General features: G+C 39.8%; 14 protein-coding genes. 10 read left to right on the top strand and 4 right to left on the bottom strand.

Annotated features, from left to right (window positions below; all coding sequences use genetic code 11):
• Window position 1 precedes the first annotated feature (1 nt).
• The gene (locus KUV80_RS16110) at window positions 2-352 is read right to left on the bottom strand and encodes an ASCH domain-containing protein (protein ID WP_222463773.1); all 351 of its coding nucleotides are present in this window, start codon (window positions 350-352) and stop codon (window positions 2-4) included.
• A 173-nt stretch (window positions 353-525) separates the two neighbouring features.
• On the opposite strand from KUV80_RS16110, the gene recQ reads away from it, so the two are divergent.
• The 5 genes from recQ to KUV80_RS16085 all read left to right on the top strand — a co-directional run bounded on the left by recQ (window position 526) and on the right by KUV80_RS16085 (window position 5,681).
• A complete protein-coding gene (gene recQ / locus KUV80_RS16105; protein WP_222463772.1) occupies window positions 526-2,673 on the top strand; it encodes a DNA helicase RecQ in 2,148 nt (715 codons plus the stop codon).
• Window positions 2,670-3,866: a class I SAM-dependent rRNA methyltransferase gene (locus KUV80_RS16100; RefSeq protein WP_222463771.1), complete on the top strand. Its 1,197-nt coding sequence runs from the start codon at window positions 2,670-2,672 to the stop codon at window positions 3,864-3,866. Before recQ ends, KUV80_RS16100 begins: the two co-directional genes overlap by 4 nt.
• 21 nt (window positions 3,867-3,887) lie before the next feature.
• Window positions 3,888-4,541, top strand: coding sequence for a futalosine hydrolase (locus KUV80_RS16095; protein ID WP_222463770.1), 654 nt, complete (start codon window positions 3,888-3,890; stop codon window positions 4,539-4,541).
• An 8-nt stretch (window positions 4,542-4,549) separates the two neighbouring features.
• On the top strand, window positions 4,550-5,386 hold the full coding sequence (locus tag KUV80_RS16090) for a 1,4-dihydroxy-6-naphthoate synthase (RefSeq protein ID WP_222463847.1): 837 nt from the start codon (window positions 4,550-4,552) through the stop codon (window positions 5,384-5,386).
• 103 nt (window positions 5,387-5,489) lie between these two features.
• A complete protein-coding gene (locus KUV80_RS16085; RefSeq protein ID WP_222463769.1) occupies window positions 5,490-5,681 on the top strand; it encodes a hypothetical protein in 192 nt (63 codons plus the stop codon).
• Window positions 5,682-5,745: 64 nt separating this feature from the next.
• Here KUV80_RS16085 and KUV80_RS16080 read toward each other — a convergent pair whose 3' ends face one another.
• Window positions 5,746-6,846: a PRK06851 family protein gene (locus KUV80_RS16080; RefSeq protein WP_222463768.1), complete on the bottom strand. Its 1,101-nt coding sequence runs from the start codon at window positions 6,844-6,846 to the stop codon at window positions 5,746-5,748.
• 814 nt (window positions 6,847-7,660) lie between these two features.
• On the opposite strand from KUV80_RS16080, the gene KUV80_RS16075 reads away from it, so the two are divergent.
• The 3 genes from KUV80_RS16075 to KUV80_RS16065 all read left to right on the top strand — a co-directional run bounded on the left by KUV80_RS16075 (window position 7,661) and on the right by KUV80_RS16065 (window position 10,517).
• The gene (locus KUV80_RS16075; RefSeq protein ID WP_222463767.1) at window positions 7,661-8,452 is read left to right on the top strand and encodes a DUF4240 domain-containing protein; all 792 of its coding nucleotides are present in this window, start codon (window positions 7,661-7,663) and stop codon (window positions 8,450-8,452) included.
• A 231-nt stretch (window positions 8,453-8,683) separates the two neighbouring features.
• Window positions 8,684-9,349, top strand: a complete 666-nt coding sequence (locus KUV80_RS16070) for a 5-bromo-4-chloroindolyl phosphate hydrolysis family protein (protein ID WP_222463766.1) — start codon at window positions 8,684-8,686, stop codon at window positions 9,347-9,349.
• Window positions 9,336-10,517: a toxic anion resistance protein gene (locus KUV80_RS16065; protein WP_222463765.1), complete on the top strand. Its 1,182-nt coding sequence runs from the start codon at window positions 9,336-9,338 to the stop codon at window positions 10,515-10,517. The genes KUV80_RS16070 and KUV80_RS16065 overlap by 14 nt, the downstream gene beginning before the upstream one ends.
• Before the next feature lie 55 nt (window positions 10,518-10,572).
• On the opposite strand, the gene KUV80_RS16060 is transcribed toward KUV80_RS16065, so the two are convergent.
• Window positions 10,573-10,803 (bottom strand): hypothetical protein, encoded by a 231-nt coding sequence (locus tag KUV80_RS16060; RefSeq protein ID WP_222463764.1) that lies wholly within the window; start codon window positions 10,801-10,803, stop codon window positions 10,573-10,575.
• Between the two features lie 20 nt (window positions 10,804-10,823).
• Entirely contained in the window at window positions 10,824-11,357 is a 534-nt protein-coding gene (locus KUV80_RS16055; RefSeq protein WP_222463763.1) for a GNAT family N-acetyltransferase, read from the bottom strand.
• Between the two features lie 179 nt (window positions 11,358-11,536).
• Between KUV80_RS16055 and KUV80_RS18795 the strand changes: the two genes are divergently transcribed.
• Both KUV80_RS18795 and KUV80_RS16045 read left to right on the top strand, forming a co-directional pair.
• On the top strand, window positions 11,537-12,283 hold the full coding sequence (locus KUV80_RS18795; protein ID WP_222463762.1) for a L,D-transpeptidase family protein: 747 nt from the start codon (window positions 11,537-11,539) through the stop codon (window positions 12,281-12,283).
• A 236-nt stretch (window positions 12,284-12,519) separates the two neighbouring features.
• On the top strand, window positions 12,520-12,933 hold the full coding sequence (locus KUV80_RS16045; RefSeq protein WP_222463761.1) for a VOC family protein: 414 nt from the start codon (window positions 12,520-12,522) through the stop codon (window positions 12,931-12,933).
• Window positions 12,934-12,963: the final 30 nt, after the last annotated feature.

The following is a 12,963-nucleotide window of genomic DNA, read 5'->3' as shown; positions in this document are numbered from 1 at the left end:
CTTAGCCCTTAACTGGACTGAATTCGTGTACCCATACTTGCATGTGCGGAAGCCAAGGCATTCCTGGGTGGTATGATAAAATAGCTTCTTTATAGGCTTCTACCGTTTCGAATCCTTCATGATTGGCATGTTCGTCTGTCAGTTCACCGAGTGATTGTCGATACACGTTTTCTACTACGAATTTATGCCCTTTTAACTCCATAATCTCACCGATATCGGCGTATCTGCCGTTTCGGCGCGTCGCTGTTTTCTTGCCGGCAATTACTTTTTCAACATCTTCAGGCATCGTTACAAGTCTTTCAATCGTACATGTTTTAGGTGGGAACGCATTGTTTTTTTCCTCATTCGTCATAATAAAAACTCCCTTCTTTTTCTCCACTTCTTAATGTATCACATTTCGATAATTGTCACTCTTACGCAAGTCTGCCGTTTTTGTGAACTCTATACCCATGAAGTGCCTTTGCTATGTTGTGATAGTACCTATATAATCAAGAGATAACGAAGCCGGAGGAGGACATACAAGTTTTGATACAAAGAGCAAAAGAGATGCTTCAGTTGCATTACGGCTACTCTTCATTCCGGAATGGACAGGAGCAGGCGATTCAATCTGTTTTGGCTAAAGAAGATACCCTTTGTGTGATGCCGACAGGCGGGGGGAAATCGATCTGTTATCAAATTCCTGCCCTAGTTTTTGAAGGAACAACGATTGTTATTTCTCCGTTAATTTCTTTAATGAAAGATCAAGTAGATACTTTGCTCCAATTGGGCATTTCTGCCGCCTATATCAACAGTTCGATAACGGCCAGTGAGACGAGAGACCGAATCGAGAAAACGAAACAAGGAAAGTATAAGCTTTTATATATTGCACCAGAAAGACTAGAATCCTATGACTTTATGGATCACCTAAAACAACTCCATATTCCTTTAGTAGCAGTGGATGAAGCGCATTGTATCTCGCAATGGGGACATGATTTTCGTCCAAGCTATCAGCGAATTCAGCGCATGATTGGAAATTTGCCAAAACGTCCGGTCGTTCTGGCACTGACGGCTACTGCCACACCAAAAGTTCGCCAGGATATTTGCTGGTCCTTGGATATCGATGAAAACAAGACTGTACTAACAGGATTTGAGAGGGAGAACCTCTCATTTTCGGTGATTAAAGGACAAGACCGTCTTTCATTTTTGAAGGATTTTATCAAAAAGAACGAAAAAGAAGCTGGGATTATATATGCGGCAACACGAAAGACCGTTGATCAATTGTACGAAAATTTAAAGAAGAACGGTATACACGTTTCTCGCTATCATGCGGGTATGAATGATCAGGAACGTATGGAACAGCAAGAACAGTTTCTGCAGGATGAATCCAGCGTAATGGTAGCCACATCCGCGTTCGGGATGGGAATCGATAAATCGAACATACGGTATGTGATCCACTATCAGCTGCCAAAAAATATGGAGAGTTATTATCAGGAAGCTGGCCGTGCTGGCCGTGACGGTCTTCCGAGTGAGTGTATCTTGCTGTATTCTTCGCAAGACGTTCAAGTGCAGCGCTTTTTAATCGACCAATCGAGTGAACAAGATCGTATCTCACAAGAATTAGAAAAACTTCAGCTAATGGTGGATTATTGCCACACCGAAAGCTGTTTGCAAACGTCGATCGTCCGTTATTTTAGCGAGGTTGAAACACCTCCATGCGGGCGCTGCGGCAACTGTACGGATTCACGTGAAAGTATCGAGGTTACAAGAGAAGCCCAGATCGTGTTGTCGTGTATTGTTCGAATGGGTCAGAAAAGGTTTGGAAAAACGATCATCGCTCAAGTGCTGACAGGATCGAAGAACAAAAAGGTGCTCGAGCTTAGGTTTCATAAGCTGCCAACGTACGGCATGATGAAAGAAAAAAGCTTAAAAGAAGTGACGGACTTTATTGAATTTTTTATTTCACAAGAACTTATTGCCGTTGAACATGGTTCTTTTCCAACCCTATATATAAAAGAAAAAGGAAAAGACGTTCTTCTTGGAAAAGAAATTGTGAAGCGAAAAGAAGCCGTTCAGACGAAGCAAGTGGCAGCAGATGATCCGTTGTTCGAAGAGCTTCGTAAAGTTCGTAAAGAAATTGCAGAAAAAGAAAACGTTCCACCGTTTGTTATTTTTGCAGATACCGCGTTAAAGGACATGTGTGTAAAACTGCCTGAGACAAAAGGTGAATTTTTGACCGTGACAGGCGTCGGTCAAAATAAACTTGAAAAATATGGCGAACATTTTATTGAAAGCATCACAGAATTTTTAGTGCAAAATCCTGAACGCAAAGAAAATGCCGTGAAGGGGTCTGTCCCGGGGACAGACCCCAAACCGAAAAAGTCGACTCCGGATTCTCATCTTGAAACGTACACGTTTTATAAAGAGGAGATGACGGTAGAAGAAATAGCCGAACACCGGGATTTGGCTCCGAGTACGGTGGAAAGTCATCTTATCCAATGCATGCAAGAAGGAATGGACGTCCATATGGAAGACTTAATTCCTGATGAATATATTCCTGAGATTGAAAACGCCATCCAGCAGGCTGGCGGAGAAAAGTTAAAGCCGATTAAAGAACTGCTTCCTGATGAAGTAAGCTATTTTATGATCAAAGTATTTTTATTACAAAATGAGAATGAGAAACGGGTGACATTATGAGAAAGAACGTCCGGTTAAAAGTGAAAACTTCATATGTGAAAGGTCTGAAAGCAGGATATCCGCTCATAACAGAGGATGCTGTTCAAAATATCAGCAATGTAAAAGAAGAAGGAACAATCATCGAGCTCTTTGATGAGAAAAATACTTTTCTTGGAAAAGGGTACTACGGCAAACAAAACAAGGGACGTGGCTGGGTACTTACCCAAAATCCACAAGAAGTGATCGACCAAAGCTTTTTCGAAAAGAAACTAAAACGAGCGATCGACCACAGAGAAAATCTTTTTAACGACTATGAAACGACGGCTTTCCGCGTTTTTAACGGTGAAGGAGACGGAATCGGCGGACTGACAATCGATCATTATAACGGATATTATGTGATCACATGGTACAGTGAAGGAATTTATGATTTTAAGAATGAAATCGTAGAATCGCTTAAAAATCTAGTTAAAGTAAAAGGGATTTACGAAAAGAAACGATTTGCAGTAAAAGGGAAATACATTGACGATGATGATTTTATGGAAGGCGAAAAAGCACCGAGTCCTTTAATCGTCCGTGAAAACGGCATTCACTTCGCGGTTTATTTAAATGATGGTGCTATGGTCGGTGTATTCTTGGACCAACGCGAAGTCCGTAAAACCATTCGTGATCAGTATGCAAAAGGAAAGACAGTATTAAATACGTTTTCCTACACAGGAGCGTTCTCGGTAGCAGCGGCACTTGGCGGAGCAACAAAAACGACGAGTGTTGACCTGGCGAACAGAAGCCGAAGCAAGACGCAAGAGCAGTTCAGCGTGAACGGTCTTAATTATGAAGATCATGACATCATCGTAGAAGATGTGTTCAACTACTTTAAGTACGCCGTTCGTAAGCAATTGTCATTTGATCTCGTCATCCTTGATCCGCCAAGTTTTGCCCGTTCCAAAAAACATACGTTCAGTGCAGGAAAAGATTATCCAGAGTTGCTCGCTCAAGCGATCCAAATTACGGAACACGACGGAGTGATTGTCGCATCGTCCAACTGCAGCACGTTTGGCATGAGAAAATTTAAAGAATTCATAGACAAAGCCTTTACCGAAACGGGAGGCGCTTATAAAATTATCGAAGAATTCAAGCTGCCACAAGATTTCAAAACGCATAAAGAATTCAAAGAAGGTAATTACCTTAAAGTTGTTTTCATTCAAAAGTTAAGTTAACTAAAAGCGCGGAGGACCTAAATGAATAACAATCGCCGCATATTAATCATGACATCTGTATCGGCAGAACGAGAAGCCATTTTACGTGGAATCGGTACTGATCCAAGGATCGACGTACGGCTAGCAGGCGTCGGACCGATCTCTGCTGGCATTCAAACAGCGAAAGCGTTAACGGCAAATAAGTATGATTTTGTTATCAATATGGGCATTGCTGGTGGTTTCGTTCAAAAAGCAGAGATTGGATCAGTCGTGATTGCAGATGAAATTCTTTGTGCAGATTTGGGAGCCGAGTCGGGTGAAGGCTTTATCCCATTGGACGAGCTCGGATTTGGTGAATCGACCCGAATGAAGGTAGATCACGAAAGCGTTCAGGTTTTAACAGATGCATTAAAACGAGCGGGATTATCGGCTCAAACCGGAACGATCCTGACACTATCCACTGTTACGGGAACGAGGGAAACCTCGTCAGAGTTGTTGGAGCGTGTACCTATGGCAGTAGCAGAAGCGATGGAAGGGTACGGAGTTGCGATGGCAGCTAAAGAGTTTGGTGTACCTGCTTTAGAAGTCCGATCTATCTCAAATCCGATCGGTCCTCGAGATCGTTCTGCTTGGCGGATTAAAGAAGCTTTAGATACACTGGAATCTGCTAGTAAAGTTATCGTGGAGGTACTGTAATGAGTAAAATGAGTATTGCCTTTTCTCCTTGTCCAAATGACACGTTCGTATTTCACGCATTGGTGCATGAACTGATTCCTGGGGCTCCTGAATTTGAGGTTACCTATGCAGATATCGATATTACGAACGGTTTAGCTGCGCGTTCTGACGAGCTGGATATTCTAAAGATCTCTTACGCAGCATTGCCGTGGGTATTGGATAAATACGCTCTTATTCCGTGCGGAGGTGCTCTGGGGCGTGGTTGTGGTCCGCTCGTTCTTGTTAACGAGTCTGGGGAAGTTAGGCCTAGCTTGTTGTCTGGAGCGAAAGTAGCTGTTCCAAGTGAACGTTCTACAGCTTATCTTTTGTTCAGATTATGGGCAGCACAAAATGTTCCTGGCGGTGTGGGCGAAATCATCGTGATGCCGTTCAATGAAATTATGCCTGCTGTAAAAGAAGGGCGTATTGACGCAGGTCTCGTCATCCACGAGGCTCGTTTTACGTACCAAAACTACGGACTTCATATGTTAGCGGATATGGGGAGCTGGTGGGAAGAAGATACAGATCTGCCGATTCCACTCGGTGCGATCATCGCCCGCCGGTCGCTAGATTTAGAGTCTATTACAAAATGGATCAAAGAATCCGTTGAATATGCTTGGCGTCATCCGGAAAAATCGAAGGAATATGTGATGCAGCATGCGAGTGAACTGTCACCAGAAGTGGCAGAGTCACATATTAATCTGTATGTAAATGATTTTACCGCTGATCTGGGTGAAAAGGGCTTTGAAGCAATCACAACATTGTTGAACAGAGCTGGGGAAGAAGGCATCGTGCCGAAGCTGAATTATGAAAATCTATTAAAATAATTAGTGGCTGGATGATTTGTTAAGGCGTTCACCAATGTTAACCACTTCTACCACAAGCGCATATCTTATCTCAAGCAGAAAATCTGTTAGGAGGAGGCGCAATATGTCTAATACGAATGTGTTAACATTGATTGGTGCTTTATTAGCTGGTTATTTTCTACTTGGTTTACCCGTTGGCGGAACATTCTTAGCTGCATTCGGTCCAGCGATTAAGATTATCGCTATTCTAACTGTTCTTGTTTTTGCAGCGGTATTGATTTATAAAGGTATATTGGACTTATTAGGAAGACATTAGTGATAAAACAAAAAAATTGAACCCGCTTCAAGGAGCGGGTTCTTCTTATTTTTATTGATAAGGCTTATTTTTGTTTCGTTGTGGCTAACCTTCCAATCTCCTGGTCTATTTGATTTTGAATGGCTTCTACCTTTGAGAAATTCATTGCCTTCACGTAATACGCTTCTAACTCATCATGCTTTCGCTTTGCTTCTGCCAAAAAGCTGATTGCTTCCTTCATTTTTTCAGAATATCGATTGCTGATTTCTCTTAGATCGTCTAAATGTTTCTCATCTGTGCCTGGGGCGATTGTCTTTTCATACATATCAATGATTGAGTCACCAGACCGTTCGGGGAAATATTCATGTGGTGCCGTACTGTCAAAGATCGCAAAGCCTAATTCTCTAACAATCACCATATCGAGACTGTTGGGATCGAACCCGCAATGATAAATTTCGACATCATACCCGGATGCTTCTGCATTTGCCGCTAGTTTCTTTAATAAGGTTGACTTTCCTGATCCAGGACGTCCTTTTATAAAAAACCTTTCCTTTAACCCATCAGTCAGGTTAGGAACAAAATCAACAGCTCCTAAAGGAGTAGCTGCTCCTAAAAAGCGGTGATAAACATTGGCTTGTTTGTTTATTTTTTTAGAGAAAAAGTTATGCATTAATTCATCTGTGAGGTTATTTGCCTTTTCGTAATCCATGTTTTCAATATAGATCTTTTCCCATTCGTCGTGGACAAGGAGAGCTTCATAAAAAATAGAATAAGCGGTTTGAAAATCTGCAGATATTTCATCGCAAAGGTGAAGAATTTCTTTTTTATTTTTGGATAATTGTTCTGAATCCCAAGCTTCGCCTAAGTTCACGTATTCCTCAACAGCTCCAGGTGCTTTTGGCTCAATAACATGAGGAGAAGTTCCGTCAACAATTCCGACCTTTAGATCGCGTAGGATGACGCCATCAATGGAACCATTATCAGAAGCACAGTGAATGTATTCTACATCATATCCTTTATCGTTCCACTTTTGTCCAATGGTCTTCATTAAGGTTGACTTTCCTGTTCCGGGTCCGCCTTTAAGAATAAAAAGACGCTCAAGACCATTTAGATTCGATTCAAACAAATTATGAAAACCCCTCGCTGTATTTCCGCCCGCATAATAATTTAGGATTTTTCCAGTCAATTAAAAAACACTCCTCTTATCATTAGTTGAGTTTCTAAAGCATACTATGAGAGAAAGGTGGAATAGGTGAAAGCCTAAAAACAACATTGAATAATTAAATTGTTGAAATATGATGAAATAAAAAGAAATTTTACGAAAGAAGAAGGATGAGAAACAAAAGTGGAATAAAATCACCTCAAATTACATAATATTGATTATTCTGAATATTTAAATAAAATTCAGAATAGGTTAATATGTAATTAACAAATGAAACACAACCTTTACAAAAGAAAGGCGCGTGATTCCAATGACGTAAGTTAGCGAAGCATATCAACATCACATCCAGGTAGAGATCGGCCAGTGAAAACTGATTTCGAGATGTGTGGATATGTGGGAACGCGCAATACACATAACGGAAAGAGGATGATTCCAATGACGTATGTGAGCGAAGCATGCTAAAATCATGTTGCAGATGGAAATAGCCGGTGAAAACTATTTTCGCAGCATGTGGGCGTGTGGGAATTTACCAGATGAAGAGTAAGGTAAGGTTGTATAAGAAGGAAAAAAAGTAAGTTTAAAGATTATCAAAATCTGAAAAGAAAAAATATGGATCTAATGCAAGGCAATTGATTGAACGAACAATTAATTGAAGTCTAGTTATGGGATAAATAACTAGCATTGTGTATTAGTAAGAAGGGAAAGAAAGTTTAAGTGAATATGGTGAGTTTAAGCTAAAGGCGCTGTTTATGTGATATATACATATTCAGCGTCTTTGTTTTGTATTAACATAGTGGAGTAGGCATAAGTCAAAGATGGAAGGTGAGGGGTAATCTTTATGGAGACTTTACTTATTTATCAAGATAAAACTTCCAATAAGTTTTGGAAGATCAGCCAAAAAGAAAATTCTTTCATGGTTACCTATGGAAAAGTAGGAACGATTGGAGCAATAAAAACAAAAACGTTTGATTCCGAAGATGAATGCCGTAAAGAAATAGATAAACTCATCCGCTCAAAGATGAAGAAAGGGTATGTCCCTGCAGATTCAGCAAACCAAATTTTAAAAGACACCACCATGACAGAACAACTGTTTTGGGAACTGATTGATACATGCAAAGAAAAAGGCGATGATGCCGAAGAGCAGATGGAATGGCTTACATACCAACTTTCCAAAAGGCCAGTAAAAGATATTGTCACTTTCGATTCTATATTAAATAAATATTATTCAAAGTCTTACACATCAGACCTATGGGCTGCGGCATACATCATAATGGGCGGCTGCTCAGACGATTGTTTTGATTATTTTAGAGCATTCCTGCTATATCTCGGAAAAGAACCTTACAAAGCTGCCATTAAAGATCCAGAGACCCTGATGCCCTATCTAAAACGGATAGAAGAGCAAGATGAAATGCCGCAGCTTGAAGAATTATTATTTGTAGCATGTGAAGCGTTTGAAGAAAAGACGGGTCAGGACGATGAAGATTATTATGATTTGTACGAAAAGTTAACGAATGATGAATATAATCAGCCAGAGCTCGAATTTGACTGGGATGAAGATGATGAAGAAGGTCTTAGAAAAAAGTTTCCGCTTTTATGGGAAGCTTATGGGAAAGCTCCGCTTGAATTCTAATTAAATTACATAGAAAATCAAAACTCACCATATTTAAAGGTGAGTTTTTTTTATAAAATACGCCTCAAGTCTTAGAACACATTACTTCCTCGTGCTATGGTTATTTTAGGAAGGTTTCTGTAAGGTAATACTAGAAAGATACTAAACGTAAACTTTTTCATTCGAAAACGAAACTCTGAAACTTGTACTTCCGTATGAATAATAAAGAGTTTATGTCAGGAGTCGATTACAATGAACGGATTATTAGCCTTTTTTATCCGCATGTTTGTTGCGATCCCATCTTCTATAGGGGTTTGGCTCGCAAGTATAGTTGGATATGACCAAACCTATCTTATGTCATCAGGTATCGCTATTGCAGGTGGCGCTGCTGCCTATTCCGCGACTTCACTCTTACAAAAACAACGATTTCTTAGTAAGCAGCAGCTAACCAGAAGAGAATATAAATACATTAGAAAAAATTTAGATGAAGCAAAACCTAAGATCTTTAGACTGCAAAAAGCATTGCTGTCTGTTAGAGAACTGCAAACGTTTAGACAGAGGGTCGAGCTGGTTCGCATCGTTAGAAAGATCCAAAGCTTAACCCGGAAAGAACCTAGACGCTTTTACGAGGCAGAATCCTTTTACTTTTCTCATTTGGATTCAGCTGTTGAGCTAACAGAAAAATATGTATTTTTATCCTCACAGCCTAAAAAAAGCAAAGAATTGACTGAGGCACTCGTTAAGACAAAACGAACGCTCGATGAACTAAAAGAGTCTATTGAGAAGGATTTGTACCAGGTGATATCAAATGATATAGAAGACCTACATTATGAGATCGATGTAGCGAAGCATTCGATCAAGTCCATTAAAGACTCCCAATTCACGAAAAAGGCAGGAGATATACATGAAAGAAAATAAGGCACCACAATTTAATCATACAGATGAACCGGTTAATCTGATGGATGATTTACTAGCTAATCCATTTGGTGAAGATAAAGAGTCCAATCTGCAAGGAAGTAAAAGTGAACATAAGCAGATCAGGCTTATCGATGTACTTCCCGAAGAAAATAAAGAAAAAGCCTATCAGCTGGCAAAGCAAATTGATCCAACCAATCACCAGACGATGATTACGTACGGAGCTCCAGCACAAGCCAAGCTGCATTCTTTTTCAAACACGATGCTTGAGCATGTGAAACGGAAAGATACAGGTCAAATTGGTGAAATCATCGGTGACTTAATGAGAAAGTTACAAGATGTAAATCCGGAAGAACTGAAATCAAATAAACCCACTTTAATCGGGCGCATGTTCGGAAAAATCTCAGGCTCTGTTCAAGAAGTACTTTCGAAGTATCAAAAGACAGGTGCTCAAATTGACCGTATTTCCGTTAAGCTAGACGGCAGCAAAAATGTGCTAATGTCAGATATCGTGATGCTCGAAAAGTTGTATGAAAACAATAAAGAATACTTCCAAGCCCTAAATGTTTACATTGCAGCGGGTGAATTAAAGCTGGATGAACTGAATCAAGTCACTATTCCTGAGATGAGGAAAGTGGCTGAACAAACAAACGATCAAATGAAGTTTCAGGACGTAAATGATATGGTTCAGTTTGCGGATCGTTTGGATAAACGTGTTCATGACTTAAAGTTGAGCCGTGAAATTACGATCCAAAGTGCTCCTCAGATCCGTTTAATTCAAAACACGAATCAGGCGCTCGTGGAAAAAATTCAGTCGTCCATCATGACAGCCATTCCTCTTTGGAAAAACCAAGTTGCCATTGCGCTGACACTTATCAGACAACGAAATGCGGTAGAAGCTCAAAAGCAAGTTTCTAAAACAACGAATGAACTTTTATTAAAAAATGCAGAGATGCTGAAAACGAACACGATCGAGACAGCAAGAGAAAATGAGCGCGGCTTGATCGATATCGAGACATTGAAGAAAACACAGGAAAATCTGCTATCAACACTTGAAGAAACACTTCGCATTCAAGAAGAAGGCCGTGTGAAGCGCAGGTTAGCAGAGGAAGAACTTGCAACGATGGAGATTGGTTTAAGGCAGAAGCTTTTGGAGATTAAAGGGGAATAGAGGGAAAGAAGTACCCGTTATTAACGGGTGCTTTTTTTTATGAAGGGTTGATTGTTTAAATGAATCCCAATACCAATCCGATTCCTATAAAGAGTATAACTACTCCTAAAACCATAAAAAGTGTAGTCCAATTCAATTGGATCCAGAATACATCTGTCAGGTGGTCTAAAAGGAGTAATGTTTTCTCTTTCCAGTTTGCTCCTTTTAATTCACGGAAGATGTAACGCATGGTAAAAAACATAATTAATACACCAACGCCGATTACCAAATAGCCTAAAAATTCCACAAAGCCATCCTCCACATGTGTTAAATAAACAATCCCATCATAACGGTGTTATAGTACTTTCCTTCAATAAGATTATCCTTTTTCATTAATCCTTCCACTTCAAAACCTAACTTCTTATAAAGGTCAATAGCTCGGATATTGTCTTCTCTTGTAACGAGACTGATCTTTTTAGTGATACCATTCTGCTTCGCCCTGTCAATGAGATCAATCATTAGAATTTTTCCTAGTCCCAGTCCGGTGTATGTCTTAGAAATTACGATCCCAAGCGTTCCAATGTGTTTCGTTCTTTCTTTTTGTGATGAATTTATGGTTGCGATACTGATAATCTCTGAATCAATCAAAGCGAGCAAGATGATGGAATTTGGCTCTTTAGAAGTAGCGGCAATATAATCCTCGTATTCTTGAAGGTCCCGTTTAAATTCATTAGCTCCAAAGGAAAGAAAATCGGTTTCACCACCAACTACATTGTAAAAATCAATCATGTTTTGGGCATCTTCTTTTGTGGCTCTTCTAATTGTCACTTCTATATTGTTTTTTAGAATAACGTTCCGCATCTGTTTTCATCCTTCTATTAATATTTTGCTTATTTCAATATAACCTACCAGTCTATTCATGGTACAACCCTATTATTCATGATTTTTTTATTAAAATTTTAACAAAAAGGTAATGCGTAACCCGTTTCTCCGCATAAGATAGGAGGATTTTATATTTCTGATGGAATAGGAGAGAAGGAATGAAAACGAAAAAAATAGTGATTGGGTTACTTGTCTTATGTTTTATGTTCTTTTTAGTGCAGCCGGCAAAAGCAGCAGCTTCTTCTTTTATTATAATAAATAAATCCACAAACGAACTGGCTTATTTTGAGAATAATGCTGTAGCGAAAGTGTTCAAGGTGGCGACTGGTAAGCTGCCTTCTTACACACCGGAAGGCAGATTTAAAATTGTAAACAAGATCACAAACAGGCCTTATTATACCGGTAATATACCAGGTGGAGATCCTCGGAACCCCCTAGGCAACAGATGGCTCGGTTTAAATGCAAGAGGAACGTGGGGAACGACTTATGCAATTCATGGGAATAACAATAGCAGCTTAATCGGTAAATATGTAAGTGCTGGGTGTATCCGTATGTACAACAACGACGTGCAATGGCTGTATGCGAGGATTGCAGTGAATACCCCAGTCATTATTACGACTTCAGGAAAATCGTTTACTGCCATCGCCTCGGCGAATGGGTATAGAGTGACAAATGGTTCAAGCATTCCGGTATATTCTATTGTGAACTTAAAAAAAGGCAGCCGGGGTGCCGAAGTGAGAGAACTGCAGACGAAACTTACGAACCTTGGGTATAGTACAAAGGGAATTGATGGCGTTTTTGGGGTAAACACCGATGCAGCTGTGCGGAAATTTCAGAAAGCAAAAAAACTAACAGTGGATGGAATTGTAGGTCCGGCGACAAAGAAGGCATTGGGAATGTTTTAATTAAACAACTGTTTAACTAAAGAGCTCATTTTGAGTTCTTTTTTATTTTATAAAACCTTTTCCAGTTTATAGGGTCTAATATATAGGTAAGGGGTCAGGAGGCGAGAAGTTGGATATAGAACAGTTAGTCATAAGAATTAATTTATATCAGATTTTCCTACTAATAATCACCCTTTTTGCGAAAAGCCCAACAACCCTCTATAATTCTAGTCAATAGCAAAAAGAGGTGAGTGCATATGCGATTGGATCATACAGGCATTGCCGTAAGAAGAATAGATGAGGCAATTGAATTTTATACAGAGGTGTTAGGCGGTAAATTGACGGAACGATATACGAGTGAAAAACCGGGAGTGGAAACGCATATCGCCGTTATAGAGCTTGAGAATCAGGTAATTGAATTGCTCGAACCGACAAGCAGGACTTCGCCCATTGAACGCTTCATCCGTCAGAACGGAAAAGGTGTGCATCATCTTGCCTATGAAGTGGATAATCTGCTAGAGACAATTAAAGACTTTGAGAGCAGAGGATATACCTTTCTAAAAGATACGTACCGCATTAATCCTTATGGTAGAAGATTAATTTATATGAACCCTGCTCATTCCCAAGGCCAAATTATCGAGCTGTGTGATTATCCTGAGGAAAATAGCTAGAGAAAGCTGACTCAAAAGTGGTTTTACAAC

This window comes from Fictibacillus nanhaiensis (genome assembly GCF_019801215.1).
Classification (GTDB): domain Bacteria; phylum Bacillota; class Bacilli; order Bacillales; family Fictibacillaceae; genus Fictibacillus; species Fictibacillus nanhaiensis_C.
This window is presented reverse-complemented; position numbering and strand designations above follow the sequence as displayed.

What these genes read in the sequence shown, in the direction of transcription:
- KUV80_RS16110 (WP_222463773.1), bottom strand. Translation starts at nt 352, where the DNA reads ATGACGAATGAGGAAAAAAACAATGCGTTCCCACCTAAAACATGTACG.
- KUV80_RS16100 (WP_222463771.1), top strand. Translation starts at nt 2,670, where the DNA reads ATGAGAAAGAACGTCCGGTTAAAAGTGAAAACTTCATATGTGAAAGGT.
- KUV80_RS16095 (WP_222463770.1), top strand. Translation starts at nt 3,888, where the DNA reads ATGAATAACAATCGCCGCATATTAATCATGACATCTGTATCGGCAGAA.
- KUV80_RS16090 (WP_222463847.1), top strand. Translation starts at nt 4,550, where the DNA reads ATGAGTATTGCCTTTTCTCCTTGTCCAAATGACACGTTCGTATTTCAC.
- KUV80_RS16085 (WP_222463769.1), top strand. Translation starts at nt 5,490, where the DNA reads ATGTCTAATACGAATGTGTTAACATTGATTGGTGCTTTATTAGCTGGT.
- KUV80_RS16075 (WP_222463767.1), top strand. Translation starts at nt 7,661, where the DNA reads ATGGAGACTTTACTTATTTATCAAGATAAAACTTCCAATAAGTTTTGG.
- KUV80_RS16070 (WP_222463766.1), top strand. Translation starts at nt 8,684, where the DNA reads ATGAACGGATTATTAGCCTTTTTTATCCGCATGTTTGTTGCGATCCCA.
- KUV80_RS16065 (WP_222463765.1), top strand. Translation starts at nt 9,336, where the DNA reads ATGAAAGAAAATAAGGCACCACAATTTAATCATACAGATGAACCGGTT.
- KUV80_RS16055 (WP_222463763.1), bottom strand. Translation starts at nt 11,357, where the DNA reads ATGCGGAACGTTATTCTAAAAAACAATATAGAAGTGACAATTAGAAGA.
- KUV80_RS18795 (WP_222463762.1), top strand. Translation starts at nt 11,537, where the DNA reads ATGAAAACGAAAAAAATAGTGATTGGGTTACTTGTCTTATGTTTTATG.
- KUV80_RS16045 (WP_222463761.1), top strand. Translation starts at nt 12,520, where the DNA reads ATGCGATTGGATCATACAGGCATTGCCGTAAGAAGAATAGATGAGGCA.